Here is a 26,248-nt window from a genome sequence, read left to right as displayed (position 1 = left end):
ATCAAGGAGGTGGAAATGAAAAATCGAAGTCGTTAGCAGGCTAAGGGGATGGCGTTGCTGCACTGAAAAATGGCACATTGACGCACCTGCACGTTTGTACCTCCTGTTGTCTGGAAATTCCCATGGCTATCAGCAACGCCCAGTCCGGCTCAGTGCCGGCTTCCGCTACGCCCCAAAGCAGTCCCCTGGTGATGCGCATCATCGGCGCCGTAGCGCTGGCGCACTTGATCAACGACCTGATCCAGTCGGTGCTGCCGTCGATCTATCCGATGCTCAAGGCCAACTATGGCCTGACCTTCACCCAGGTCGGCCTGATCACCCTGACATTCCAGTTGACGGCCTCGCTGCTGCAGCCATGGGTCGGTTACTACACCGATCGCCATCCCAAGCCGTGGTTGTTGCCGGCGGGGACGGTCTGCACCCTGGTTGGCATTCTGATGATGTCGGTGGTTGCCAGTTTCCCGTTAATCCTGTTGGCGGCGGGGCTGATCGGCATCGGTTCTTCCACCTTCCACCCGGAAGCGTCCCGCGTGGCGCGCCTGGCTTCGGGCGGACGCTTCGGGCTGGCGCAATCGACCTTCCAGGTCGGCGGTAATGCAGGCTCTGCGTTCGGCCCGTTGCTGGCGGCGGCGATCATCATTCCCTACGGTCAAGGGCACGTGGCCTGGTTCGGCCTGTTCGCGGTGTTTGCGCTGTTCGTGCTCTACCGGATCAGCCGCTGGTACGCCAACCACTTGAACCTGTTCAAGCTCAAGCAGGGCCAGGCTGCGACTCACGGCCTGTCCAAGGGCCGAGTCACCAGTGCGCTGGTGGTACTCGGGTTGCTGGTGTTCTCCAAGTATTTCTACATGTCGAGCCTCACCAGCTACTTCACCTTTTACCTGATCGAGAAGTTCGACCTGTCGGTGGCCAGTTCGCAGTTGCACCTGTTCCTGTTTCTCGGCGCGGTCGCGGCGGGGACATTCTTCGGCGGGCCGATCGGCGACAAGATCGGGCGCAAGGCGGTGATCTGGTTCTCGATCCTCGGTGTTGCACCCTTCACATTGCTGCTGCCCCATGTCGACCTGTTCTGGACCAGCATCCTCAGCGTCGTTATCGGCTTCATCCTCGCCTCGGCGTTCTCGGCCATCGTGGTGTATGCCCAGGAATTAGTGCCGGGCAATGTCGGGATGATCGCCGGGGTGTTCTTCGGCCTGATGTTCGGTTTCGGCGGGATTGGTGCGGCGCTGCTGGGCCATCTGGCGGACATTCATGGCATCGAATACGTGTACTACCTGTGTTCGTTCCTGCCGCTGTTCGGGGTGTTGGCGATCTTCCTGCCGCGAACCAAAAAGGCATAGAGCTAAAAGATCGCAGCCTTCGGCAGCTCCTACGCCGATCATCTGTAGGAGCTGCCGAAGGCTGCGATCTTTTGAAATTCTCACAAAAAAGCCGCGTATCAAACGCGGCTTTTTCTTGTGCGTATGGCTTACACGTTGAAGCGGAAGTGCATCACGTCGCCGTCCTTGACGATGTAGTCCTTGCCTTCCAGGCGCCATTTGCCGGCTTCCTTGGTACCGGCTTCGCCCTTGTACTGGATGAAATCGTTGTAGGCGATCACTTCGGCGCGGATGAAGCCTTTTTCGAAGTCGGTGTGGATCACGCCAGCGGCTTGTGGTGCGGTGGCACCGACGCGGACGGTCCAGGCGCGGACTTCTTCGACACCGGCGGTGAAGTAGGTCTGCAGGTGCAGCATTTCGTAGCCGGCGCGGATCACGCGGTTCAGGCCAGGCTCTTCGAGGCCCAGGGCTTCGAGGAACATGTCCTTCTCTTCGCCGTCATCGAGCTCGGCGATTTCCGCTTCGATTTTGTTGCACACCGGTACAACCATGGCGCCTTCTTCTTCGGCGATGGCGCGAACAACGTCCAGGTGCGGGTTGTTCTCGAAACCGTCTTCAGCGACGTTGGCGATGTACATGACCGGCTTGGTGGTCAGCAGGTGGAAGCCCTTGATCACCGCTTTTTCGTCGGTGCCCATGTTCTTCATCAGGCTGCGCGCCGGCTTGCCTTCGGTGAAGTGGGCGATCAGTTGCTCCAGCAGGCCTTTCTGGACCACTGCGTCCTTGTCGCCGCCCTTGGCGTTGCGAGCGACTTTCTGCAGTTGCTTCTCGCAGCTGTCGAGGTCGGCGAAGATCAGTTCCAGGTCGATGATTTCGATGTCGCGTTTCGGGTCGACGCTGTTGGAGACGTGAATCACGTTCTCGTCTTCGAAGCAGCGGACCACGTGGGCGATGGCATCGGTTTCACGGATATTGGCCAAAAACTTGTTACCCAGGCCTTCACCTTTCGACGCACCGGCAACCAGGCCAGCGATGTCGACGAACTCCATGGTGGTTGGCAGGATGCGCTTTGGATTGACGATGGCTGCCAGGGCATCCAGGCGCGGATCCGGCATCGGCACGATACCGCTGTTGGGTTCGATGGTGCAGAAGGGGAAGTTCTCGGCCGCGATCCCGGATTTGGTCAGGGCGTTGAACAGGGTGGACTTACCGACGTTAGGCAGGCCGACGATGCCGCAATTGAATCCCATGGTGTTTCCCCGAGGAGTTAGAGTCAGGCCTTCTGGCTGTGCAGGTTTTTCATCGCGCGGTTCCATTCCCCGGCGAGGATATCCGGCAGCACGCCGAGGGCAAAGTCGATGCTGGCATCGAGTTTTTCCTGTTCGGCGCGTGGCGCACGACCCAGGACGAAATTTGAAACCATACTGGCGACGCCCGGGTGGCCAATGCCAAGCCGCAGACGGTAGAACGTATTCTGATTGCCCAGTTGCGCAATGATGTCGCGCAACCCGTTGTGACCGCCATGGCCGCCGCCCTGCTTGAGTTTGGCAACGCCGGGTGGCAGGTCGAGTTCGTCGTGCGCCACGAGGATTTCTTCAGGCTTGATGCGGAAGAAACCGGCGAGTGCCGCCACGGCCTGGCCGCTGCGGTTCATGTACGTGGTGGGAATCAGCAGACGAACATCCTGACCCTGATGCGAATAGCGCCCGGTCAGGCCGAAATATTTGCGGTCCGCCACAAGGTTCACGCCTTGTGCGTTCGCGATGCGCTCAACAAAAAGGGCCCCTGCGTTATGCCGGGTCTGTTCGTATTCAGCGCCTGGATTTCCCAGGCCAACGATCAGTTTGATGGCAGTCACGATAGGGGCCCTTCCTTGGAGTGGTGGATAACATCGCCGCAATCAGGGAAAGCGGCGAAAGTGGACGAAAATTGCTCATTTACCATGATGTAAACTCCGCGTTCTCGCCCGCTTTCTCGCTATGCTCTAGTCCGCGATGTTTCCGGTCACTCCGGCGTACAGAGTAAAATTACTCTGCAGCGCCTTCTGCAGCTTCTGGAGCAACACGTGGAGCGTGGACGTTGGCAACAGCCTTGTCATCACCGTGTGCCAGGGCAACGAACTCAACGCCTTTAGGAGCCTTGAGGTCCGACAGGTGAATGATCGAACCGATTTCAGCGTTAGCCAGGTCGACTTCGATGAACTCAGGCAGATCTTTCGGCAGGCAGGAAACTTCGATCTCGGCAACAACGTGCGAGATTTCGCCGCCTTTCTTGGTCGGTGCTTCTTCGTTGATGAAGTGCACTGGAACGATAGCGGTCAGTTTCTGGCCAGCTACTACGCGTACGAAGTCAGCGTGCATCACGTGGCCTTTGGCCGGGTGACGCTGCAGGGCTTTGATCACGACGTTCTGCTTGGTGCCACCAACGTTCAGCTCGATGATGTGGCTGTAAGCCGCTTCGTTTTCGAGCAGTTTGGCAACTTCTTTGGCCAGCATGCTGATGGATTCAGGGGCTTTTTCGCCACCGTAAACTACAGCTGGAACCAGGGCGGCGAGACGACGCAGGCGGCGGCTCGCACCTTTCCCCAGGTCGGAACGCACTTCAGCATTCAGGGTAAAATCGTTCATGTTGTATCTCCAAAATAACCACACTCGCCCCAGCGTTTGCGACCAGCGCTAAAGGCGATATGGGCAAAAAAGCCCCGCCCCGACAGGAATGCCGGGGCGGGGCGCTTTTCGTCAACGAGACATTTCGAGAAGGGCAGGGCCCTTAGCGGAACATCGCGCTGATCGATTCTTCATTGCTGATGCGGCGGACCGCCTCGGCAACTACCGGTGCGATATCCAGTTGGCGGATACGCGCACAGGCTTGTGCTGCAGCGGACAGCGGGATGGTGTTAGTCACCACCAGCTCGTCCAGCACGGAATTTTCAATGTTTTCGATCGCCCGACCCGACAGCACAGGGTGCGTGCAGTAGGCGAAAACCTTGGCTGCGCCATGCTCTTTCAGGGCCTTGGCCGCATGGCACAGGGTGCCGGCGGTATCGACCATGTCATCGACCAGAATACAGGTACGCCCTTCGACATCACCGATGATATGCATCACTTCAGAGTGATTGGCTTTCTCACGGCGTTTGTCGATGATCCCGAGATCCACGCCCAGGGATTTGGCAACGGCACGTGCACGCACGACGCCGCCAATGTCCGGGGACACGATCATCAGGTTTTCGAAGCGCTGATCTTCGATGTCATCCACCAGAACCGGGGAGCCGTAGATGTTATCTACCGGAATATCGAAGAAACCCTGGATTTGGTCAGCATGCAGATCAACCGTGAGAACACGGTCGATGCCGACTACGGTAAGCATGTCAGCAACGACTTTCGCGCTGATAGCCACACGTGCGGAACGCGGACGGCGATCCTGTCGGGCATAACCAAAGTAAGGAATAACAGCAGTGATACGAGTAGCCGAGGAGCGGCGGAAGGCATCAGCCATCACTACCAGTTCCATCAGGTTATCGTTGGTCGGAGCGCAAGTCGGCTGAATAATGAAGACGTCTTTACCGCGAACGTTTTCATTGATCTCGGCTGTAATTTCGCCGTCGGAGAATTTACCGACAGAGATGTCACCGAGAGGGATATGCAGCTGACGTACAACACGCCGAGCCAGATCGGGGTTAGCGTTCCCCGTAAAGACCATCATCTTGGACACGCGCAGTACCTGAAGGCTGAGGGTAACCTGGATGAGTATAGGAAAATGGCAGGGGCGGCTGGATTCGAACCAACGCATGGCAGGATCAAAACCTGCTGCCTTACCGCTTGGCGACGCCCCTGTATCTGTTGCAACGATTACCCAGTAATCGGTTCCTTTAGAGCAGACTTTGCAGCTTGCGATGCAACATCGAAACGTTGCTTCCTTTTGCCACAAACCCTGTAAGGGTCTCTGTAAGAAGGGCCGAGACTTTATCAGCTTCAGCTTTGCTTGGGAAGCCCCCAAACACACAACTTCCAGTTCCGGTGAGTTTTGCTTCGGTAAATTTACCTAACAAATTCAAAGCGTTACGTACCTCTGGGTAACGCCTTGTTACCACCGGCAAGCAGTCATTACGACTGTTTCCCTTGGGAACGGGGCGCACTTTAATGGGAGGAGTGTTACGTGTCAACAACGGATCTGAAAAAATTTCTGCCGTACTTACAGAGACTTGCGGCACCAGCACCAGATACCACGGTTCTTCCGGGTCGACAGGGGTCAGTTTCTCCCCCACGCCCTCGGCGAAAGCCGCGTGGCCACGTACGAAAACCGGGACGTCGGCGCCCAGCGTCAACCCCAGCCCGGCAAGGCGATCTTCATCCCAGCCCAATTGCCACAGATGATTCAAACCAAGCAAAGTCGTTGCGGCATTCGAGCTGCCGCCACCGATGCCGCCGCCCATTGGAAGGATCTTGTCGATCCAGATATCGACGCCCAGCGGGCAAGCGGATTGCTCCTTAAGTTTTCTGGCGGCCTTGACGATCAGGTTGCTGTCGTGGGGGACACCCGGGAATTCGGTGTGCAATTGAATGACACCGTCATCGCGCAGGGCGTAGGTGATTTCGTCGCCGTAATCGAGAAACTGAAACATTGTCTGCAGTTCGTGGTAGCCGTCTTCGCGGCGACCCAGAATGTGCAGCATCAGATTGAGTTTGGCCGGCGAGGGCAGCGTCAGGCGATTGTCCGGCATGTCATTGCCCCAGTTTGCGCGGTTGCCAGACCTTGATCACCAGCGTGACATCAAGGTCGGTGCCGCTGAGCTTGATACGCTCGGGCAACCAGTAACCGTTTTGCTCGGTGTAGGCGGTGTAGTCGACCTTCCAGCCATCCTGTTCCAGGCTGGCCAGGCGGCTGTCGCCGTCCAGGGTCAGGCGACTTTTAGTGTCGGGAGCCGGGAGCCCGCGCACCCACCAGGCCAGGTTGGATACCGGCAATTTCCAGCCCAGCTGTTCTTCGAGCAGCACTTCCGGGTTCGGCGCGTCGTAGCGTCCCTGGTTGGCGACTTCCAGCGACACCTTGCCCGGACGTCCGGTCAGGCGAGCGGCGCCGCGGCCCAGTGGTCCGGACAGGCGGATGTCGTAGTAATCCTGGCGCTGCAACCAGAACAGCGTGCCGCTGCCCGAGTCTTTCGGGGCGCGGATGCCGATCTTGCCGTCGATCTGCCAGCCATCGAGGCCGGTCAGTTGCTGTTTGTGCTCGCGCCATTGGGCGGCGTTGCCATGACCCTCGACCGATTCGCGGGGACCCAGGCCTGCGCAGCCGGCGAGCAGGGCGATAAAACTGAAAACGATGAAATGGCGCAAAAACATAATCTTAAAGAGTCTCTGATCCGGTCAGGCGTTTGATGGTGCCGCGCAGGGTCGGGCTGTCGGGTTGTTCCTTGAGGAACTTGCCCCAGACTTGTTTCGCTTCACGCTGTTTGCCGTTGGCCCACAGGACTTCGCCCAGGTGCGCAGCGACTTCCTGGTCGGGGAAGCGTTCCAGGGCCTGGCGCAGCAGGCGCTCGGCTTCGTCGAGATTGCCCATGCGGTAATTCACCCAGCCAAGGCTGTCGAGCACCGCCGGGTCTTCCGGGCTGATCCGGTGCGCCTGTTCGATCAGGGCCTTGGCTTCGGCGTAGCGCGTGGTGCGGTCGGACAGGGTGTAGCCGAGGGCGTTCAACGCCATGGCATTGTCCGGGTCGCGCTTGATGATCGTGCGCAGGTCTTTTTCCATCTGCGCCAGGTCATTGCGTTTTTCCGCCTGCATGGCGCGGGTGTAGAGCAGGTTCAAATCGTCCGGATATTGCTGCAAGGCTTGTTGCAGAACGTTCCAGGCCTTGTCGCCCTGATTGTTGGCGGACAGGGTTTCGACTTCGATCAGGTACAACTGGATCGCGTAATCGGGCTGCTCGTCGCGCTCAGCCGCCAGTTTGCGTTGGGCTTCGGCGGTCTTGCCGTTGTCGATCAGAATGTCGGCCTGGCGCAATTGCGCCGGCAGGTAGTCGCTGCCCGGACCAACCTTGGCGTATTCGATCAGCGCGCCTTGCGGGTCGTTCTGTTCTTCGGCGATGCGGCCGAGGTTCAGGTGTGCCGAGTCGACATGGCTTTCCCGGGCGATCAGGTCTTCAAGATAACCCTTGGCCTCGTTCCAGGCCTTGGCTTCCAGGCAGACCAGTGCCAGGGAGTAACGCAGTTCGTCGTCTTCCGGGTATTGCTGGACCAGGCTCGAGAACTCGGCCTTGGCGTCGTCCATGCGGTCCTGTTCAACCAGCATCCGCGCGTAAGTCAGGCGCAGGCGTTTGTCGTCCGGGTACTTCTTGATGCTTTTTTGCAGCAGCGGCAAGGCCTCGTCACCGCGATCGAGGGTTTGCAGCAGGCGTGCGCGCAGCAGGATCGGCGCGATTTCACCGTCGTCCGGCGGATTGTCTTCCAGCAACTTCAACGCGCCTTTGGTGTCGCCGTCCTGTTGCATCAGCAAGGCCTTGCCGAAAATCAGCTGGCTGTTGTCCGGATGACGTTGCAACAAACGGTCGAAACTTTTCATCAAACCGTTGCGGGTGTCCTGGTCGGTGTCGGCCGCGGACAGCGCAAGGAAGTCGAAATGGGTGTCGCCCTTGCCTTGCAGGACTTTCTCCATATAGACCATGGAGTCGTCATAACGACCGGTGCGTGCCAGCTGCACGGCAGCGGCGCGTTGCGCTTCGAGGTCGTCGGGGGCGTTCCTGGCCCAGATCAGCGCAGTGTCCAGGGCTGCCTGATCGGCGCCCAGATATTCGGCGATACGAAATGCGCGCTCGGAGATGCCCGGATCCTGGGTGTTGATGGCCTGGGTCACATAGTTGTCCAGGGCAATGTCGAAACGATTGCGCTGGCCCGCCAGTTCGGCACTCAACAGGCTGAAAATGGTTTCCTCGCTGAATGAGCTGTAGACCTTGGGCTTTTCAGGGGCCGGGGTGCTGTCTTCAACCGGTGGCGCACCGTCCGACGACACGGGGGCCAAGGCCTGGCAGCCGCTGAGGAAGGCAAGAGCGAGGAGCAACGCGGAAGATCTATTCATATAGGAGGAGGACGACTAACCTGCGGTCGGATCATCATGACACAAGCTTTCGGCCAAACATAACCGGCCCGGCAATTTACCTGCCAGCCCGATAGAAGACTCTTGGGGATCCTTTAAACGAGAACCGCTCGCAACGTCGGCGTCGTCTACTGGCACGATAGATATCGAGTAGTTGTTCTGATTCCGTCGAAGTAGGACAATTGTCGGCTTCACGTCACAATCAGCGACTTTGAATGGCCTTCCTTGCACTCGGTATTAACCACAAGACTGCTTCAGTAGACGTCCGCGAGCGCGTGGCTTTTACCCCTGAGCAGCTGGTTGAGGCCTTGCAGCAGCTCTGCCGACTCACCGACAGCCGCGAAGCTGCGATCCTCTCCACCTGCAATCGCAGTGAACTCTATATAGAACAGGATCACCTGTCGGCAGACGTCGTGCTGCGCTGGCTGGCCGAATATCATCATTTGAGCTACGACGAGCTGCGCGAAAGCGCCTATGTGCATGAAGATGATGCGGCAGTTCGTCACATGATGCGGGTCGCTTCCGGGCTCGACTCGCTGGTGTTGGGCGAACCGCAGATTCTCGGCCAGATGAAGTCGGCCTATGCCGTGGCTCGCGAGGCCGGGACCATCGGGCCGTTGCTCGGGAGGCTGTTCCAGGCCACGTTCAATGCGGCCAAGCAGGTGCGCACCGACACGGCTATCGGCGAGAACCCGGTATCGGTGGCGTTTGCCGCGGTGAGCCTGGCCAAGCAGATTTTCAGCGACCTGCAACGCAGCCAGGCCTTGCTGATCGGTGCCGGCGAGACCATCACCCTGGTCGCCCGCCATCTGCATGACCTGGGTGTAAAGCGCATTGTGGTCGCCAACCGTACCCTGGAGCGCGCAAGCATCCTGGCCGAACAGTTCGGTGCTCATGCGGTGTTGTTGTCGGATATTCCGGCAGAGCTGGTGCGCAGCGACATCGTCATCAGTTCCACCGCCAGCCAGTTGCCGATCCTGGGCAAGGGTGCAGTGGAAAGCGCCTTGAAACTGCGCAAGCACAAACCGATCTTCATGGTGGATATCGCTGTTCCCCGCGACATCGAGCCAGAAGTCGGCGAGCTGGACGACGTTTACCTGTATAGCGTCGACGATCTCCACGAAGTGGTTGCCGAGAATCTCAAGAGTCGTCAGGGCGCAGCCCAGGCCGCTGAAGAGATGGTCTCGATCGGCGCCGAAGACTTCATGGTCCGCCTGCGTGAGTTGGCGGCGGTGGACGTGCTCAAGGCCTATCGTCAACAGAGCGAACGCCTGCGCGACGAAGAATTGCAAAAGGCCCAGCGCATGCTGGCCAACGGCAGCAGTGCCGAAGAGGTGCTGGTGCAACTGGCTCGCGGGCTGACCAACAAACTGTTGCATGCACCGAGCGTGCAGTTGAAAAAGCTCTCTGCCGAAGGTCGCCTGGATGCGCTGGCGATGGCCCAGGAACTCTTTGCCCTCGGTGAGGGCTCATCGGATAGCTTTTCGGATAAAAAACCGCAATGAAAGCGTCACTGCTCAATAAGCTGGATATCCTCCAGGACCGTTTCGAGGAATTGACTGCCCTGCTGGGCGACGGCGAGGTCATTTCCGATCAAAACAAGTTCCGCACCTATTCCAAGGAGTACGCGGAAGTTGAACCGATCGTGGGCGCCTATAAACAGCTGCTGAAAGTGCAGGACGACCTCGAAGGCGCCCAGGCACTGCTCAAGGACAGCGACCCGGACATGCGTGAAATGGCCGTGGAAGAAGTCCGCGAGGCCAAGGAACGCCTGGTCACGCTCGAAGCCGACCTGCAACGCATGCTGCTGCCCAAGGACCCGAACGACGGGCGCAATGTGTTCCTCGAGATCCGTGCCGGTACCGGCGGTGACGAGGCGGCGATTTTCTCCGGCGACCTGTTCCGCATGTATTCGCGTTACGCCGAGCGTCGTGGTTGGCGGGTGGAGATCCTCTCGGAAAACGAGGGTGAACACGGCGGCTATAAAGAGGTGATTGCCCGGGTCGAGGGCGACAACGTCTACGGCAAGCTGAAGTTCGAATCCGGCGCGCACCGTGTGCAGCGGGTTCCGGCGACGGAATCCCAGGGCCGCATCCACACGTCGGCCTGCACCGTGGCGGTATTGCCCGAGCCGGACGAACAGGAGGCCATCGAGATCAACCCGGCCGACCTGCGCGTCGATACCTATCGCTCCTCCGGCGCCGGTGGCCAGCACGTCAACAAGACCGACTCGGCGATCCGTATCACGCACTTGCCGTCCGGCATCGTCGTCGAGTGCCAGGAGGAACGTTCACAGCACAAGAACCGCGCCCGGGCGATGTCCTGGTTGTCGGCCAAGCTGAACGATCAGCAGACCTCCGCTGCGGCCAACGCCATCGCCAGCGAGCGCAAGTTGCTGGTCGGCTCCGGTGATCGCTCCGAGCGCATCCGCACCTACAATTTTGCCCAGGGCCGGGTCACCGACCACCGGGTCAACCTGACCCTGTATTCCCTCGACGAGATCCTCGCCGGCGGTGTCGAGGCGGTGATCGAGCCGTTGCTGGCCGAGTACCAGGCCGATCAACTGGCAGCGATAGGTGAGTAAATGACGATCATTGCCAGTTTGTTGCGCGCCGCCGATTTACCCGACTCGCCGACGGCGCGTCTGGATGCCGAACTGCTACTGGCGGCGGCGTTGGGCAAGTCCCGCAGTTTTTTGCACACCTGGCCGGAGCGCATCGTACCGAGCGAAGCGGCGCTGACGTTTGCCGAATACTTGCAACGCCGCCGCAGCGGTGAGCCGGTGGCCTATATTCTTGGCCAGCAGGGTTTCTGGAAACTGGACCTGGAAGTGGCACCGCACACGCTGATCCCACGCCCCGACACCGAGTTGTTGGTGGAAGCCGCGCTGGAACTGTTGCCGGCCACACCGGCCAGGGTACTCGACCTCGGCACCGGCAGCGGCGCCATCGCCCTGGCCCTGGCCAGCGAACGCCCGGCATGGAATGTCACCGCCGTGGATCGCGTGCTGGAGGCCGTGGCCCTGGCCGAACGCAATCGCCAGCGCCTGCATCTGGGTAACGCCACCGTGCTGAGCAGCCATTGGTTCAGCGCTCTGGAAGGTCAGCGCTTTCAACTGATCATCAGCAATCCGCCCTACATCGCAGCGGCCGATCCGCATCTGGTCGAGGGCGATGTGCGCTTCGAACCGGCCAGCGCCCTGGTGGCGGGTATCGACGGGCTCGACGATCTGCGCCTGATCGTCGCCCAGGCACCGGACCATCTGGATGCCGGTGGTTGGCTGATGCTCGAACACGGCTATGATCAGGCCGAGGCGGTCCGCGATTTGCTGCTGACCCGGGGTTTTGAAGAAGTCCACAGCCGCACCGATCTGGGCGGTCACCAACGCATCAGTCTGGGGCGCCTGCCGTGCTGAATGATCAGGAATTGTTGCGTTACAGCCGGCAGATTCTGCTGCAACACATCGATATCGACGGCCAGTTGCGGCTCAAGCAAAGCCGCGTATTGATCGTCGGCCTTGGCGGCCTTGGCGCGCCCGTGGCGCTGTATCTGGCGGCCGCCGGGGTTGGCGAGTTGCACCTGGCGGACTTCGACACGGTCGACCTGACCAACCTGCAACGCCAGATCATTCACGACACCGACAGCGTCGGCATGACCAAGGTCGATTCGGCGCTCAAGCGCCTGGGCGCGATCAATCCCGAGATTCAACTGATCGCCCATCGCGCTGCGCTGGATGAGGACTCCCTGGCCGCCGTGGTGGGCGGGGTGGATCTGGTCCTCGATTGTTCCGACAATTTTTCCACCCGTGAAGCGGTCAATGCCGCTTGCGTGGCGGCCGGCAAACCGCTGGTCAGCGGTGCGGCGATTCGCCTCGAAGGGCAACTGTCGGTGTTCGATCCGCGTCGACCGGAGAGTCCGTGCTACCACTGTTTATACGGGCACGGCAGCGAAGCCGAATTGACCTGTAGCGAGGCCGGCGTGGTCGGTCCGCTGGTGGGGCTGGTCGGCAGTCTGCAAGCGCTTGAAGCGCTGAAGTTGCTGGCCGGATTCGGCGAGCCGTTAGTGGGGCGCCTGCTGTTGATCGATGCCTTGGGCACGCGCTTCCGTGAATTGCGGGTCAAGCGCGATCCGGGCTGCAGTGTCTGTGGGTCGAAACATGCGTGAAGCGCCGATTGGCGTGTTCGACTCCGGTGTCGGCGGGCTCTCGGTACTGGCCGAGATCCAGCGTTTGCTGCCTAATGAATCTCTGCTGTACGTCGCCGACTGCGGGAATGTTCCCTACGGCGAGAAAACCCCGGAATTTATCCGGCAGCGTTGCAGCGTGATGGCCGACTTCTTTCGGCAACAGGGCGCCAAGGCCTTGGTGCTGGCGTGTAACACGGCGACGGTTGCCGGTGTCGCCGACTTGCGTCGCGACTATCCAGAATGGCCCATCGTTGGCATGGAGCCGGCAGTCAAGCCGGCCGCCGCCGCAACCCGCTCCGGCGTGGTGGGGGTGCTGGCCACCACCGGTACCTTGCAGAGCGCCAAGTTCGCCGCGTTGCTCGACCGCTTCGCCACGGACGTGAAAGTGATCACCCAGCCCTGCCCCGGGCTGGTGGAGCTGATTGAAAACGGCGACCTGCGCAGCCCGGAGTTGCGTCAGCTGTTGGCTGGATATGTTCGGCCACTGCTGGCTGCCGGCGCGGACACCCTGATTCTCGGCTGCACCCACTACCCCTTTCTCAAGCCGATGCTGCGGCAGATGATCCCCGAGGACATCAGCCTGATCGACACCGGCGCCGCCGTCGCGCGGCAACTTCAGCGTCTGCTGGCCGAAGGCGAGCTGCTCGCCGATGGGCCGGCCCGTGAGGCACAGTTCTGGACCAGCGCCGATCCGCTACATTTCAGAAATATCTTGCCGATATTGTGGAATACGGCTGGCGTTGTGCGAAGCTTCAGCAGGTAGAAGGCTGTCCGGGGGGAATACGAAGAGTCGGGTGAACTTCTGATAAATCGCTGACTTCTATAGTTTTGCAGGGCTTGGCAACAAAAAAACCATACGAAATCGTTCGCAAAAGGAAGTTTCAAGTGAAGCGACTATTCTGCTTGGCCGCGATTGCGGCCGCACTTTTGGGGCACACTTTTACCGCGCAGGCGGCAGGTGTGGAGTTTGCCGTGGGGCAAACCGGCGAGTCGACCATGACCTATCGATTGGGGATGCAATTCGATTGGGACCAGAGCTGGTGTCAGAGTGACGTGGGTCGTCTGACCGGTTATTGGGACGGCGCCTACACCTATTGGGAAGGTGACAAGACATCCAGTAACCACAGCCTGTCGTTCTCGCCCGTGCTTGTTTATGAATTTTCCGGCCAGAACGTCAAACCCTACATCGAGTTTGGGGTTGGCGTGGCAGCCTTTGCCAGCACCGAAGTCGAAAACAACGATCTGGGCAGCGCCTTCCAGTTTGAAGACCGCTTTGGTTTCGGTTTGCGCTTTGCCGGCGGGCATGAAGTCGGGGTCCGCGCGACGCACTATTCCAATGCCGGGATCACCACTCCGAACGATGGTGTAGAAAGTTACGCATTGCATTACACGATGCCGTTGTAAGGCGCAACGCTTTACTAAATGTGGGAGCGGGCTTGCTCCCACATTGGTATTGGGACAACTTCAAACTAGCGATACGCCGTCGAAATCCCCTGGCGCTCTTCGATGCACTCCGGTGCGCCCATCTCGAACTCCCGGCAGATCAGCGGGCGTTTTTCGTAGATGGTGCACATCATCGTGTTGCGATCCAGCGCGGCACACCAGCCGTCATCCAGGCGCAGCATCACTTCCCCACCCCAGTCATCGGTATCGATGAACCGTTCAGGCACGCCCGTATCGGTGATCAGCATGACTTCGAGCTGGCAGCAGCAGGCCGCGCAGGTCGAGCAGGTGACTGCGGGTTCCGCGATTTGCGTATGGGGGATGGTTTTCATGGTGCGCAGTGTAAGGCAGTCACCGGGTGCTGTGTGAAAGGTCGGACGGACGCTCAAGTATCGGAACGTCCGGGATACCGATGCCGATAATGGCGATTTTCAGGGTTGATCCTTGATCGGCGGCTGGCTGCGTATCATGCGCTTGCCGATTTCCAGTTTCACTTGGTCCGGCCGTTTGGCGAGTGGCCAGAGGGCGCCCATGAACGCCGCCGGGAAAGCGATTTCCAGCGGGCGGTCCTTGAGTTTTTCGAAGATGTGCCGCGCGGCTTTCTCCACCGGCCAGCTCAAAGCCATGGAGGAGTCGTTTTTCGCTGTCAGCGGCGTCTCGACAAACCCGGGGCTGATCACCGTGAGTTCTATGCCTTCCGGGGCCAGGTCGATGCGCAGTGACTCGAACAGGTAACGCAGCCCGGCCTTTGAGGTGCCGCAGGCTTCTGCCTTGGGCAGTGGCAGGTAAGTCACCGTGCTGGCCATGGCGATCATATGCGGTGCGGTACCGGCCCGCAGCAAAGGCAGGGCGGCCTCGATGCAATAACTGCTGGCCAACAGGTTGGTACGCACCACGTGCTCGACAATCGACGCATCGAACTGCTTGGCATCCACGTACTCGCAGGTACCGGCGTTGAGTATCACGGTGTCCAGCGAGCCCCAGTCTTCGGCAATCTGCTCGCCGATCTCGCGCACGGTCTGGCTGTTGGTCAGGTCTCCGGCGACCACCAGCACCTGCCCCGGGTAACGGAGCGACAAGTCTTTCAGTGGTGCCACGGTGCGCGAACTGACGGCCAGGTGCGCACCGGTTTTGAGGATTTCTTCGGCCAGGGCGGCACCAATGCCACTGCTGGCACCGGTCAGCCAGTATCGTCGTGCGAGCGTACGACTCATCCCAATCTCCTTTTCAGCCGGGCAATTGCCCGGCCCAATACGGGTAAATGTCCATCATGCAAAGCCCCGGCATCGAAGTCATCCCGGAGGCGATAATTCATGATCCAACGGCGGCATACTGCCGCAAGGGCAGGTTTTTGAATACCGTCAACGCACGCGTACGGGAAGCGCTCAAGTCGACGATCGGTGGGGGGTAATCCACAACACCGAAAAGGCCGCCGAGATTGGCGGGGTTGTGCACGTCCTTTTTGTTCAGTCCGGCCAGTTCCGGCAACCACTGCTTAATGAACACGCCTTCGGGGTCGAATTTTTCCGACTGGCTCAACGGGTTGAAAATCCGGAAGTAAGGCGCCGAGTCGGTGCCGGTGGACGAACTCCACTGCCAGCCACCATTGTTCGCCGCCAGGTCGCCGTCAATCAGGTGACGCATGAAAAAGCGTTCGCCTTCGCGCCAGTCGATCAGCAGGTTTTTGGTCAGGAACATCGCCACCACCATGCGCAGGCGGTTGTGCATCCAGCCGGTTGCCAGCAGTTGGCGCATGGCGGCGTCGATGATCGGCAAGCCGGTACGCGCCTGTTGCCAGGCGGCCAGTTCTTCTGGGGCGTTGCGCCAGGCCAGGGCTTCGGTTTCCGGACGAAACGCGCGGTGCCGGGAAACCCGTGGGTAACCCACCAGGATGTGTTTGTAAAACTCGCGCCACAGCAGTTCGTTGATCCAGGTGACGGCGCCGGTCTTGCCGCTTTCGAATTCACCTTGATTGCTGTTCAAGGCCGCGTGCAGGCATTGGCGTACAGAAATCACCCCGGCGGCGAGATAGGCCGAGAGCTGACTGGTACCGGGCTTCGCCGGGAAATCCCGTTCGCTTTGATAGTGCTCGATCTGTGCATCGCTAAAGCTGTCGAGGCGATGCCGGGCTGCGGCTTCTCCCGCCGGCCACAGGTTGCGCAGGTTAGCAGCAGGTGTTGCGAAACCGTCGATCCTCAAGGGGATCGCATCGCTGGCAATGTTCAGCGGCGCTTGTTTGTGCGGCGCCCCTACCAGGCTGGGCAGCGAGTGGTGCAGGCGCTCGTAGCAGACTTTGCGGAACTGGCTGAAGACCTGGAAGTAAGTGCCGGTGCGGGTCAGCACGCTCCCGGGCCTGAACAGCAATTGATCGAGGTAGCGGTGAACTTCGATGCCTTCGGCCTGTAGCGTCCGGGCGACCGCTGCATCGCGACGGGACTCGTGGATGCCGTATTCCTCGTTGAGGTGCAACGCGTCGACCTGCCACTCTCGGCACAGGTTCAGCAATACGCTGGGCACGTCATCCCAGCGGGGAGCCTGGCGGATCAGCAGGGGAATGTTCAGTTGACCCAGCTCGCGGCTCATTTCGCGCAGGTTACGCAGCCAGAAGTCCACTTTGCAGGGCGCATCATCGTGTACCAGCCATTGTTCCGGACTCAGCAGATACACCGCCACGCACGGGCCGCGAGCCGCGGCGGCCGAGAGGGCGGTGTTGTCATGCAGGCGCAAGTCGCTGCGCAGCCAGATCAATTGCATTTTGTTATCCACGGGATCCATTTAAATCAGTCCTCGCTGAACGAGTGCCTGATGTGCCGACAACGGATCTTCGGCCAGGTACAAATCAGCGATCTCGGCAGTACTTGCAGACAACTCGGCGTGGTGGATGCATACCGTTGGTCCGGCAATCATTTTTGGGCAACTGACGCCTTTGAAAAGTTTCGGCAGTTGCGCCGGATTCAGGGCTTTGCTTGAGTACAGCAGAACCCCGCGGGGTTGCAGAAGTTCGACTGCCAGTGCCAGTTCGCCGACAGGCAGCGGCCAGTCGAAGACCTCCACCGGGCAATCCGCACTGCTGACCAGCCAAGCCGTGAGCCACAGGTGCGGTTCCATGGGCAGGTCCGAATGGTTGACCAGCAGCAACGGCGCGGTGCGCAACTGACGGTTGTTATGGTAGATGCGCGCACCGAACTTGCTGCGCAGCCAGGCACAAAAAAAGCCCCGCTCCATCTGCGCCCCGAACTGGCCTTGCCAGCGTTGCTCCAGAGCGGCCAGCAAGGGCATCAGCAATTGCTCGCACAGGGTTCGCGGCGGATACAGCGCCATCGCCTGATTGACGCTGTCGTCCAGGGCACGCTCCTGCAATCGGCTGACCGCCAGCAGTAACGTTTGCAGCAAGGCGTGCCAATCGTTGTCGACGGACTCGCTGAAGGCTTGAGGCGTGTCGAGCAATGGCTTGACCTGGCTGACGGCAACGCCACGGTTGAGCCAGGTGAGGATGGTCTGGATGCGTTGTACGTGGTCGGCCGAGAACAACCGATGGCCCTTGGGCGTGCGCAGCGGCACGATCAGACCATAGCGCCGCTCCCAGGCGCGCAAGGTCACGGCATTGACCCCGGTTTGCCGCGCCACTTCACGGATCGGCAGCCAGCCTTCGTCCAGCGCCTTTTTAAAGTCATCGCCGAGGTCTTCGCGGGCGCTGGTGTCGAGTCCTTTTTTCATCAGATGGCGTTTCGCAGGCTGAGGTTTTCCGGGTGCGGTTGCAGGTAAACCTGCTGTGCGATGTACGGATCGGGGTGTTGGCGAAAGTGATGCTTGAGCAGCGTCAGCGGCACCACCAGCGGCACGATGCCCAGGCGGTACTGGCTGATCACGTGCTGCACTTCCTGCTTGTCTTCGCCGCTGATGGCCTGTTTCAGGTAGCCGCTGAGGTGTTGCAGGACGTTGGTGTGAGTACGGCGGGTGGCGCATTTTTTCAGCGCCGCCATCAGTTCGCTGAAATAGCGGGGGCCCAGTTCATGCGGATCGGTTTTGCCCATGTTGCCCAGCAGGTGGCCCAGGGTTTTGTACTGCACCGGGTTGTGGGCCATCAGCAGGTATTTGTAGCGCGAGTGAAAGTCCGTGAGACCACGCCGGGTCATGCCCTGCTGGCGCAATTGCTGCCAGGCGCCGTAGGCGAACACCCGGGTAAGGAAGTTTTCCCGTAGCACCGGATCGTTGAGCCGACCGTCTTCCTCCACCGGCAAGTCCGGGTGCCGCAGGCAGAAGGCCCGGGCATAGATCCCGCGCCCGTCTCTGTCCGCCCGCGCGCCGTTGGCGTGGTAGACCTTGACCCGCTCCAGCCCGCAGGACGGGGAATTTTGCATGAAAATATAGCCGCAGATATCCCCCAACTGCGCTGCCATGTCCCGGCCGTAGGTGTCCAGTGGTTGCGTCACGTTAAGCTTGTGATCGAGGGTGCCCACGGCTTCGGGTTGATCCGCGCTGCCCACCAGTCGAATCGGTTGGCGCGGTACACCCAGGCCGATGGCCACTTCCGGGCAGACCGGGATGAAATCGAAGTAGTCAGTGAGGGTGCGGCTGCACAGCCGCGACTCTTTGTGCCCGCCGTTGTAGCGCACATCAAGGCCCATCAGGCAGGCGCTGATGGCGATTTTCGGTTTGGCGGGGGAGTGGAGCATCGGAGCACCTCGAATCTGAACCTGTACAAACATTCGCGTCTGTACAAGATAACTTCATCATAGATTCGAAGTTATACAAGTCAAATTTTTTGTATAGGTTTTTGGCGGGCTGCTGTCCAAGGCGACAGCAGCGATTTGCTCGGATCGATGCCCTTTACTGCAGGTGCTCATGCAGGCGGCGGGCGGCTTCCTGACCGCTGAGCCAGGCTCCTTCGACGCGTCCGGACAGGCACCAGTCGCCACAGGCATACAGCCCCAGGTCGGCATCGGCCAGGGTACCCCATTCGTGACTGCTGGCGGGGCGGGCGTAGAGCCAGCGGTGGGCGAGGCTGAAGCTCGGCGCGGGCATGGAGTCGTGCAGCAGTTCGGCGAAGGCGCCGTGCAACTGCTCGATCACCGCTTCCTTGGACAGGTCGATGTGCTGGCGACTCCAGGCGCTGGTGGCGTGCAGCACCCAGGTGTCGAGTGTGTTGTCGCGTCCGGGTTTGCTGCGGTTTCGGGCCAGCCAGTCGAGTGGGCTGTCCTGTACGAAGCAGCCTTCCATGGGCGTTTCCAGCGGCGTTTCGAAGGCCAGGGCGATGGCCCAGGTCGGGTCCATTTTCACCCCGGCGGCGGCCCCGGCCAGTTTCGGCGCCGATGCCAGCAAAGCTGTGGCCTGAGGGGCCGGCGTGGCGATGACCACGTGGCTGAACGGTCCGTGGGTGAAGCCTTCGGCGTCCTGCAGGTGCCAGTGTTCTTCACCGCGATAGACCTCGGTGATCCGGCAGGCGAAATGCACTTCCAGGTCACCGAGCAGCGCGCGGGTGATGGCGCTCATGCGGGGTGTGCCGACCCAGCGGGTCTGCTCGTCCGGCGACAGGTTGAGCTGGCCGCCATGGTAGGTATACAGCTGCGGCGTCCACTCGGCGACCCAGCCTTTGGCTTGCCAGCGCTGGACTTCGTTGACAAAACGCCGGTCGCGGGCAGTGAAATACTGCGCGCCCATGTCCAGGGCACCCGCATCGCTGCGCTTGCTCGACATGCGCCCGCCGCTGCCGCGGCTTTTATCGAATAGTTGAACCACGTACCCGAGGTCCGTCAGGGCCTGGGCGGCGGAGAGTCCGGCAATGCCGGTGCCGATGATTGCGATAGGTACAGTCATAGGGGCCTCGTTTACCTTTCTGTACAGACTACGCTGGGGTTCAAACCTGTACAATATTGTTTTTTGGTATAACTTTTAGCGTTCTCGATCTGACAGCTTGGCCTATTGTTAAACATAGAGCCTGCTCGATACCAAAGATCCCTGCTTATAAAAATAGACTAATGGACAAGGTAAAACGCCACGCGAGGAAGAAGTCATGCACATATTGCTGACCGGCGGTACTGGTTTGATAGGACGTCAGCTCTGCCGGCACTGGTTGGGCCAAGGTCATCGCCTGACAGTCTGGAGTCGCCAACCTGAAAATGTCGCGAAAATATGTGGTGCCCAAGTGCGTGGAATTGCCCGTTTGGAGGATCTCGGGCAGGAACCTGTCGATGGGATTATCAATCTTGCCGGTGCGCCGATTGCCGCCCGGCCCTGGACGCACAAACGCAAAGCCCTGTTGTGGAGCAGTCGCATCTCGCTGACCGAAACCCTGCTGGCCTGGCTGGAAAGCCGCGAACAGAAACCCCGGGTGCTGATCTCCGGTTCCGCTGTTGGTTGGTATGGCGATGGTGGCGAACGTGAGTTGACCGAAGAGTCGCCACCGGTCATCGATGATTTCGCCAGCCAGTTATGCATCGCCTGGGAAGAGACCGCGCAGCGGGCTGAGGCGTTGGGCATTCGCGTCATCCTCATTCGAACCGGGTTGGTGCTGTCGGCGCAGGGCGGCTTTTTGTCGCGTCTGTTACTGCCGTTCAAACTGGGCCTGGGAGGGCCGATAGGCAACGGCCGGCAGTGGATGCCGTGGATTCATATCGACGATCAAATCGCCCTGATTGATTTTCTTCTGCATCGCAACGAGGCCAGCGGTCCCTATAATGCGTGCGCGCCCAAACCGGTGCGCAACCGCGAGTTTGCCGAGGCGCTGGGCAGCGTATTGCATCGCCCGACGTTCATGCCGATGCCGGCCTTCGTATTGAAGGTGGGGTTGGGCGAGTTGTCGCTGTTATTGCTGGGTGGCCAGCGCGCCACTCCGGTGCGTTTGTTACAGGCTGGTTTCACTTTTAAGTTCACGGATTTGCGCGCGGCTTTGGACGATCTGTCCAGTCGCCTTTGAAATAGGACGTTGCATGACCGATCACGCGTTGCTTCTGGTCAACCTGGGTTCACCTGCCTCCACCTCGGTGGCGGATGTGCGCAGCTACCTCAATCAATTTCTGATGGACCCGTACGTGATCGACTTGCCATGGCCGGTTCGACGGCTGTTGGTGTCGCTGATCCTGATCAAGCGTCCCGAGCAGTCGGCCCATGCCTATGCCTCGATCTGGTGGGACGAGGGCTCGCCGCTGGTGGTGCTCAGCCGTCGCCTGCAACAAGCGATGATCAGTCAATGGCAGCACGGTCCGGTCGAATTGGCGATGCGTTACGGCGAACCGTCGATTGAATCGACGCTGGTGCGCCTGGTCGTGGCGGGACACAAGCGAATTACCCTGGCCCCGCTTTATCCACAGTTCGCCGACAGCACCACGACGACGGTCATCGAGGAGGCCAGGCGCGTGGTGCGCGAGAAAAATCTCGACGTGCAGTTGTCGGTGCTCCAGCCGTTCTACGACCAACCGGAATACCTCGATGCGTTGGTGGCCACGACCCGGCCCTATCTGGAGCAGGATTTCGATCACTTGCTGATGAGCTTTCACGGCTTGCCGGAACGGCATCTGAAGAAACTCAACCCCGGTCACTGCTTCGAGGGTGGCGGTGATTGCTGCGCCGGAGCGTCGCCGGCGGTGGTCGCCACCTGTTATCGCGCCCAGTGCCTGCGTACGGCGGCAGAGTTTGCCAAGCGCATGGGGTTGCCTGAGGGCAAGTGGTCGGTGTCGTTCCAGTCGCGCCTGGGACGCGCCAAATGGATTGAACCCTATACCGAGGCGCGCCTGGATGAGTTGGCCAAAAGCGGCGTGAAAAAGATTCTGGTGATGTGCCCGGCGTTCGTTGCCGATTGCATCGAGACCCTGGAAGAAATCGGTGATCGCGGCAAGGAACAATTCCGCGCAGCGGGGGGAGAGGACCTGGTGCTGGTGCCGTGCCTCAACGATGACCCGCATTGGGCTCGGGCATTGAGTACATTGTGCGAGCGAGCGCCGTTGGCGCTTTAAAAGCTTCGCGAGCAAGCCCGCTCCCACAGGTGGAATGCATTCCAAATGTGGGAGCGGGCTTGCTCGCGAAGAGGGTCTTTCAGTCAGCGAAGAATCCGAACCTGCTTAGATCAGCGGCTCATCCGCTTTCTTGTGCTTCCAGCTGTCGTTGCCCGGCAGGATCAGGTTCAAGCCAATCGCCACCACCGCGCACAGCGCGATGCCCTTGAGGCCGAAATCGTCCGGCCCGGTGCCGGTGCCGATCAGCACGCCGCCGATCCCGAAAACCAGGGTCACCGACACAATCACCAGATTGCGCGCCTCGCCCAGATCGATCTTGTGGCGGATCAGCGTGTTCATCCCCACCGCCGCGATCGAACCGAACAACAGGCACAGAATCCCGCCCATCACCGGTACCGGAATGCTTTGCAGCAGTGCGCCGAACTTGCCGATGAACGCCAGGCTGATGGCGAAGATCGCCGCCCAGGTCATGATTTTCGGGTTGTAGTTCTTGGTCAGCATCACCGCGCCGGTCACTTCGGCGTAGGTGGTGTTGGGCGGACCGCCGAACAGACCGGCCGCCGTGGTGGCAATGCCGTCACCGAGCAGGGTGCGGTGCAGGCCGGGCTTCTTCAGGTAATCGCGACCGGTCACGCTACCCACGGCAATCACGCCGCCGATGTGTTCGATGGCCGGGGCCAGGGCCACCGGTACGATGAACAGAATCGCCTGCCAGTTGAATTCCGGCGCGGTGAAGTGCGGGATGGCGAACCAGGGTGCCGCCGCAATCTTCGCGGTATCGACCACACCGAAGTAGAACGCCATGCCAAAGCCCACCAGCACGCCGGAGATGATCGGCACCAGGCGGAAGATGCCCTTGCCGAATACCGCGACGATCAGTGTGGTCAGCAGTGCGGGCATCGAAATCATCATTGCCGTCTGGTAATGAATCAATTCACTGCCATCGCCGGCCTTGCCCATGGCCATGTTGGCGGCAATCGGCGCCATGGCCAGGCCGATCGAAATAATCACCGGACCGATTACCACCGGCGGCAGCAAGCGGTCGATGAAACCGGTGCCTTTGATCTTCACCGCGAGGCCGAGGAAGGTGTAGACGAAACCTGCCGCCATCACGCCGCCCATGGTCGCGGCCAGGCCGAACTGGCCCTTGGCGAGAATGATCGGGGTGATGAAGGCAAAGCTAGATGCCAGGAACACTGGCACCTGACGCCCGGTGACGATCTGGAACAGGATCGTCCCCAGGCCGGCCGTGAACAGCGCCACGTTCGGGTCGAGTCCGGTAATCAGCGGCATCAACACCAGGGCGCCGAAGGCCACGAACAGCATCTGTGCACCCGACAGCACCGTGCGCCAGAGCGGATCGTTGAACTCTTGCTGCATGGTCACGCGTCCTTCTGCTTGGTGCCGAAGATCTTGTCACCGGCATCGCCCAGTCCAGGGATGATGTAACCGTGTTCGTTCAGTTTCTGATCAATGGAAGCGGTGTAGATGATCACGTCCGGGTGAGCTTTCTCTACGGCGGCGATGCCTTCCGGGGCGGCAACCAGCACCATGGCGCGGATGTCGCGGCAGCCGGCCTTTTTCAGCAAGTCGATGGTGGCAACCATGGAGCTGCCGGTGGCGAGCATCGGGTCGATGATCATCGCCAGGCGTTCGTTGATTTCCGGAACCAGCTTTTCCAGGTAGGTGTGGGCCTGCAGGGTTTCTTCGTTGCGGGCAACGCCGACGGCGCTGACCTTGGCCCCCGGGATCAGGCTGAGCACGCCCTCAAGCATGCCGATGCCGGCACGCAGGATCGGCACGACAGTAATCTTCTTGCCGGCGATTTTCTCGACCGACACCGTGCCGCACCAGCCTTCGATATCGTAGGATTCCAGCGGCAGGTCTTTGGTGGCTTCATAGGTCAGCAAGGCGCCGACTTCCTGAGCGAGCTCACGGAAATTCTTGGTGCTGATGTCTGCGCGGCGCATCAGGCCAAGTTTATGACGGATCAGCGGGTGGCGGATCTCATGGATGGGCATGGGGAAAGGCTCCGGCGGCGGGCAAAAAAACCGGCCTAGATTAATCTATCCGAGGGTGTTGTCCTATAGACATACAGTACGTTAGTCCACAAACACTTGATCTGGCCTCGCTTGATGCGTACCTTTGCCCGCTTTTCCGAATCCGTCCCTCCCCCCAAAACCTTGGAGAGCGCCATGTCCGCTGATCTCGAGCATATCCGTCAAATCATGCGAGAGGCTGACTGCCTGTACACCGAAGCTGAAGTCGAGGCGGCCATCGCCCGCGTCGGTGCACAAATCAACGATCAACTGGCGGACAGCAACCCGGTGGTGTTCTGCGTGATGAACGGCGGGCTGATTTTCTCCGGCAAGCTGCTGACCTACCTGCACTTCCCGCTGGAAGCGTCCTACCTGCACGCCACCCGCTATCGCAACGAAACCAGCGGCGGCGACCTGTTCTGGAAAGCCAAGCCGGAAGTTTCCTTCATCGACCGTGACGTGCTGATCATCGACGACATCCTCGACGAAGGTCACACCCTGGGCGCGATCATCGACTTCTGCAAACACGCCGGTGCCCGCAAAGTGCACACCGCCGTGCTGATCGACAAAGACCACGACCGCAAGGCCCGTCCGGACCTCAAGGCCGACTTCGTCGGCCTGCCGTGCATCGATCGCTACATCTTCGGTTACGGCATGGACTACAAAGGCTACTGGCGTAACGCCAACGGGATTTTCGCCGTTAAAGGAATGTAAGACATGGATACGCCTCGCTTTCTGGATCAGACCCTGTTCGCCGAGCTGGCCGGGAAAGCCGCGGCCAGTCCTCGTGGGCGCCAGCATCACAACTTCCATCAGATGGAAGACGCCTGCCATCGCATGGCGGTGGGGTTGCAGCCGTCCACGTATATCCCGCCTCACCGGCATTTGGGCGACAACAAGGCCGAAACCCTGTTGGTTCTCAAGGGGCGGCTGGGTGTGTTGATCTTTGACGAGACCGGTGCGGTGCTCAGCAAGACCGTGCTCCAGGCCGGTGGCGACTGTGTTGGCGTGGACCTGCCAACCGGTGTGTTCCACGGTTTGGTGGTGCTCGAGGCCGACAGCCTGATGTTCGAATGCAAGGCCGGACCTTATCGCCCGGTCGGTGAGGGTGAGCTGGCGCATTGGGCGCCACGCGAAGGCGAGCCTGGTGTTGCCGAGTATCAGGCCTGGATGCGCGCGCAGTTCGACTGATCTTTGCCCCTGTGGGAGCGGGCTTGCTCGCGAAGAGGGCGTGTCAGCCGACATCAAATTAGCTGACACACCGCTTTCGCGAGCAAGCCCGCTCCCACAGGGGTTTCTGTGCACTTGAACCACTTCCTTCAGCCCATGCTAGAGTGCTCGGCCCCGATTCCGGAGCCTGCCATGAGCCGTTCGATCCGCTGCTGCACAGCCCTGTTGCTGACCCTCAGCCTGCCCCTGGCCGCCGCGCCGGCGCCCATGCATGCGCAGTTCCTGCCGCCCGATGACTTGACCCTGCGTGACAGTGATCCCGAACAGCAGCAACTGATGCAGGTCACCGATTATTCGGTGGTGGTCGGTGCTCAGCGTCAATCCAATCAACAGCCGATTCCGGTCACGTCCCCATTAATGATTCGTCTCAAGGGCAAATCCCTGAACAAGGGTGCCACCATCAGTCAGGTGCTGATCAACTTCGATGGTGAAAGCAAAAGCCTGAAGAAGCCGGTTTACGACGAGGCGAGCAAGACCCTGACCCTCTATTACCCGCTGGCGCAATACCGGGTGGTGATCGACTTGTTGCGCAACGACACGGTGTATTGCCAGTTTCTCAGCTATGCCAATGGCCATGTCTGGGCCGATCTGCACACCGGCAGTACTCGTCCGCGTTGAGCCTTGTGCCTGCGCAGGGGTAAACTGCCCGCCCCGTGAAATGTCTGCGAGCTGGAGTCGGCAATGCGTAAAGATAAAAAACAAGTGATTGGTGACGAGATCGGCGATGAGCAGATCAAATTGTTTCTCGATTTCGAACCGGTCGACGCGACTTCGCCGTCCCTGCACAAACTGGTCAAGGCCTACCGTGGCCTGCGCATCGACGATTTCGCGCGTTTCCTGACGTTCTTCGTCGAAGCGGGTTACGACGTCAATGGCAAGGATGAGCACGGAAATGACTTCGTTGCCCTGATCAAGGATCAGCGCAACGCGCCGGATTACATCGAGCTGATCGAAAAAGCTCGCGGTTAAAGATCAAAAGATCGCAGCCTTCGGC

28 protein-coding genes, 1 tRNA gene and 1 pseudogene are annotated in these 26,248 nt (G+C 60.1%); 13 read left to right on the top strand and 17 right to left on the bottom strand.

Translation table 11 applies throughout. The annotated features are described in order from the left end of the window. Positions 1 to 122 precede the first annotated feature (122 nt). Positions 123 to 1,340, top strand: coding sequence for an MFS transporter (locus tag ASD95_RS18305; RefSeq protein WP_056726279.1), 1,218 nt, complete (start codon positions 123 to 125; stop codon positions 1,338 to 1,340). Between the two features lie 128 nt (positions 1,341 to 1,468). Here the strand turns inward: ASD95_RS18305 and ychF are convergent, their stop codons facing one another. The 8 genes from ychF to ASD95_RS18265 all read right to left on the bottom strand — a co-directional run bounded on the left by ychF (position 1,469) and on the right by ASD95_RS18265 (position 8,387). Continuing rightward, positions 1,469 to 2,569, bottom strand: a complete 1,101-nt coding sequence (ychF, locus tag ASD95_RS18300) for a redox-regulated ATPase YchF (RefSeq protein ID WP_056726278.1) — start codon at positions 2,567 to 2,569, stop codon at positions 1,469 to 1,471. Positions 2,570 to 2,592: 23 nt separating this feature from the next. Continuing rightward, on the bottom strand, positions 2,593 to 3,177 hold the full coding sequence (pth, locus tag ASD95_RS18295; RefSeq protein WP_008037207.1) for an aminoacyl-tRNA hydrolase: 585 nt from the start codon (positions 3,175 to 3,177) through the stop codon (positions 2,593 to 2,595). Between the two features lie 169 nt (positions 3,178 to 3,346). Beyond that, positions 3,347 to 3,946, bottom strand: a complete 600-nt coding sequence (locus ASD95_RS18290) for a 50S ribosomal protein L25/general stress protein Ctc (RefSeq protein ID WP_056726277.1) — start codon at positions 3,944 to 3,946, stop codon at positions 3,347 to 3,349. A gap of 142 nt (positions 3,947 to 4,088) precedes the next feature. Further along, positions 4,089 to 5,030: a ribose-phosphate pyrophosphokinase gene (locus ASD95_RS18285; protein WP_003171603.1), complete on the bottom strand. Its 942-nt coding sequence runs from the start codon at positions 5,028 to 5,030 to the stop codon at positions 4,089 to 4,091. A gap of 46 nt (positions 5,031 to 5,076) precedes the next feature. Further along, positions 5,077 to 5,151, bottom strand: a tRNA-Gln gene (locus tag ASD95_RS18280). 36 nt (positions 5,152 to 5,187) lie between these two features. Next, on the bottom strand, positions 5,188 to 6,039 hold the full coding sequence (gene ispE / locus ASD95_RS18275; protein ID WP_056726276.1) for a 4-(cytidine 5'-diphospho)-2-C-methyl-D-erythritol kinase: 852 nt from the start codon (positions 6,037 to 6,039) through the stop codon (positions 5,188 to 5,190). A 1-nt stretch (position 6,040) separates the two neighbouring features. Continuing rightward, positions 6,041 to 6,658 (bottom strand): lipoprotein insertase outer membrane protein LolB, encoded by a 618-nt coding sequence (gene lolB, locus ASD95_RS18270; protein WP_056726275.1) that lies wholly within the window; start codon positions 6,656 to 6,658, stop codon positions 6,041 to 6,043. Positions 6,659 to 6,662: 4 nt separating this feature from the next. Further along, positions 6,663 to 8,387 (bottom strand): tetratricopeptide repeat protein, encoded by a 1,725-nt coding sequence (locus ASD95_RS18265; protein ID WP_056726274.1) that lies wholly within the window; start codon positions 8,385 to 8,387, stop codon positions 6,663 to 6,665. 233 nt (positions 8,388 to 8,620) lie between these two features. On the opposite strand from ASD95_RS18265, the gene hemA reads away from it, so the two are divergent. The 6 genes from hemA (at position 8,621) to ASD95_RS18235 (ending at position 13,994) form a co-directional block, all read left to right on the top strand. After that, positions 8,621 to 9,910: a glutamyl-tRNA reductase gene (gene hemA / locus ASD95_RS18260; protein ID WP_056726273.1), complete on the top strand. Its 1,290-nt coding sequence runs from the start codon at positions 8,621 to 8,623 to the stop codon at positions 9,908 to 9,910. After that, positions 9,907 to 10,989 (top strand): peptide chain release factor 1, encoded by a 1,083-nt coding sequence (gene prfA / locus ASD95_RS18255; protein WP_056726272.1) that lies wholly within the window; start codon positions 9,907 to 9,909, stop codon positions 10,987 to 10,989. Before hemA ends, prfA begins: the two co-directional genes overlap by 4 nt. Beyond that, a complete protein-coding gene (prmC, locus tag ASD95_RS18250; RefSeq protein ID WP_056726271.1) occupies positions 10,990 to 11,820 on the top strand; it encodes a peptide chain release factor N(5)-glutamine methyltransferase in 831 nt (276 codons plus the stop codon). After that, positions 11,814 to 12,569, top strand: coding sequence for a molybdopterin-synthase adenylyltransferase MoeB (locus tag ASD95_RS18245; protein ID WP_056726270.1), 756 nt, complete (start codon positions 11,814 to 11,816; stop codon positions 12,567 to 12,569). The genes prmC and ASD95_RS18245 overlap by 7 nt, the downstream gene beginning before the upstream one ends. Then, the gene (murI, locus tag ASD95_RS18240; RefSeq protein ID WP_056726269.1) at positions 12,562 to 13,353 is read left to right on the top strand and encodes a glutamate racemase; all 792 of its coding nucleotides are present in this window, start codon (positions 12,562 to 12,564) and stop codon (positions 13,351 to 13,353) included. The genes ASD95_RS18245 and murI overlap by 8 nt, the downstream gene beginning before the upstream one ends. A 122-nt stretch (positions 13,354 to 13,475) precedes the next feature. Continuing rightward, the gene (locus ASD95_RS18235) at positions 13,476 to 13,994 is read left to right on the top strand and encodes an acyloxyacyl hydrolase (protein ID WP_056726268.1); all 519 of its coding nucleotides are present in this window, start codon (positions 13,476 to 13,478) and stop codon (positions 13,992 to 13,994) included. A gap of 65 nt (positions 13,995 to 14,059) precedes the next feature. On the opposite strand, the gene ASD95_RS18230 is transcribed toward ASD95_RS18235, so the two are convergent. The 7 genes and pseudogenes from ASD95_RS18230 to ASD95_RS18205 all read right to left on the bottom strand — a co-directional run bounded on the left by ASD95_RS18230 (position 14,060) and on the right by ASD95_RS18205 (position 19,850). Next, positions 14,060 to 14,365, bottom strand: a complete 306-nt coding sequence (locus ASD95_RS18230) for a YkgJ family cysteine cluster protein (protein ID WP_056726267.1) — start codon at positions 14,363 to 14,365, stop codon at positions 14,060 to 14,062. A 99-nt stretch (positions 14,366 to 14,464) separates the two neighbouring features. After that, positions 14,465 to 15,247, bottom strand: a complete 783-nt coding sequence (locus ASD95_RS18225; protein ID WP_056726266.1) for an SDR family NAD(P)-dependent oxidoreductase — start codon at positions 15,245 to 15,247, stop codon at positions 14,465 to 14,467. Further along, positions 15,244 to 15,342, bottom strand: a pseudogene (locus tag ASD95_RS29955) (nuclear transport factor 2 family protein); the annotation flags it as partial. The pseudogene ASD95_RS29955 and the gene ASD95_RS18225, both read right to left, overlap by 4 nt. A 2-nt stretch (positions 15,343 to 15,344) precedes the next feature. Continuing rightward, positions 15,345 to 16,787, bottom strand: a complete 1,443-nt coding sequence (gene phrB / locus ASD95_RS18220; RefSeq protein WP_056726334.1) for a deoxyribodipyrimidine photo-lyase — start codon at positions 16,785 to 16,787, stop codon at positions 15,345 to 15,347. Positions 16,788 to 16,808: 21 nt separating this feature from the next. Beyond that, positions 16,809 to 17,750 (bottom strand): MerR family transcriptional regulator, encoded by a 942-nt coding sequence (locus ASD95_RS18215; RefSeq protein ID WP_056726265.1) that lies wholly within the window; start codon positions 17,748 to 17,750, stop codon positions 16,809 to 16,811. After that, positions 17,750 to 18,709 carry a YbgA family protein gene (locus ASD95_RS18210; protein ID WP_056726264.1) on the bottom strand — a complete coding sequence of 320 codons (960 nt, stop codon included), beginning with the start codon at positions 18,707 to 18,709 and terminating at the stop codon, positions 17,750 to 17,752. The genes ASD95_RS18215 and ASD95_RS18210 overlap by 1 nt, the downstream gene beginning before the upstream one ends. A gap of 154 nt (positions 18,710 to 18,863) precedes the next feature. Continuing rightward, positions 18,864 to 19,850, bottom strand: coding sequence for an NAD(P)/FAD-dependent oxidoreductase (locus ASD95_RS18205; protein WP_056726263.1), 987 nt, complete (start codon positions 19,848 to 19,850; stop codon positions 18,864 to 18,866). A gap of 196 nt (positions 19,851 to 20,046) precedes the next feature. Between ASD95_RS18205 and ASD95_RS18200 the strand changes: the two genes are divergently transcribed. Both ASD95_RS18200 and hemH read left to right on the top strand, forming a co-directional pair. Next, a complete protein-coding gene (locus ASD95_RS18200) occupies positions 20,047 to 20,949 on the top strand; it encodes a TIGR01777 family oxidoreductase (RefSeq protein ID WP_056726262.1) in 903 nt (300 codons plus the stop codon). A 13-nt stretch (positions 20,950 to 20,962) separates the two neighbouring features. After that, positions 20,963 to 21,985: a ferrochelatase gene (gene hemH / locus ASD95_RS18195; RefSeq protein ID WP_056726261.1), complete on the top strand. Its 1,023-nt coding sequence runs from the start codon at positions 20,963 to 20,965 to the stop codon at positions 21,983 to 21,985. Between the two features lie 105 nt (positions 21,986 to 22,090). Here the strand turns inward: hemH and ASD95_RS18190 are convergent, their stop codons facing one another. Further along, entirely contained in the window at positions 22,091 to 23,365 is a 1,275-nt protein-coding gene (locus ASD95_RS18190; protein ID WP_046041878.1) for a uracil-xanthine permease family protein, read from the bottom strand. A 2-nt stretch (positions 23,366 to 23,367) separates the two neighbouring features. Further along, positions 23,368 to 24,006 carry a uracil phosphoribosyltransferase gene (gene upp / locus ASD95_RS18185; RefSeq protein ID WP_056726260.1) on the bottom strand — a complete coding sequence of 213 codons (639 nt, stop codon included), beginning with the start codon at positions 24,004 to 24,006 and terminating at the stop codon, positions 23,368 to 23,370. Between the two features lie 174 nt (positions 24,007 to 24,180). Here upp and ASD95_RS18180 point away from each other — a divergent pair, with 174 nt between their 5' ends. From ASD95_RS18180 to ASD95_RS18165, 4 genes are all read left to right on the top strand, one after another. Then, entirely contained in the window at positions 24,181 to 24,738 is a 558-nt protein-coding gene (locus ASD95_RS18180) for a hypoxanthine-guanine phosphoribosyltransferase (protein WP_008045996.1), read from the top strand. A 3-nt stretch (positions 24,739 to 24,741) separates the two neighbouring features. Further along, a complete protein-coding gene (locus tag ASD95_RS18175) occupies positions 24,742 to 25,215 on the top strand; it encodes a WbuC family cupin fold metalloprotein (RefSeq protein ID WP_056726259.1) in 474 nt (157 codons plus the stop codon). 171 nt (positions 25,216 to 25,386) lie between these two features. Next, positions 25,387 to 25,872, top strand: a complete 486-nt coding sequence (locus ASD95_RS18170) for a hypothetical protein (RefSeq protein ID WP_056726258.1) — start codon at positions 25,387 to 25,389, stop codon at positions 25,870 to 25,872. Between the two features lie 63 nt (positions 25,873 to 25,935). Continuing rightward, complete coding sequence (locus ASD95_RS18165; protein ID WP_046041883.1) at positions 25,936 to 26,223, top strand: PA4642 family protein; 288 nt, start codon at positions 25,936 to 25,938, stop codon at positions 26,221 to 26,223. Positions 26,224 to 26,248 lie beyond the last annotated feature (25 nt).

Origin of the sequence: Pseudomonas sp. Root71, from assembly GCF_001429045.1 — a bacterium.
Classification (GTDB): Bacteria; Pseudomonadota; Gammaproteobacteria; order Pseudomonadales; family Pseudomonadaceae; genus Aquipseudomonas; species Aquipseudomonas monachiensis.
The sequence above is the reverse complement of the archived record's forward strand: the minus strand, read 5'-3'. Positions and strand labels throughout refer to the sequence as shown.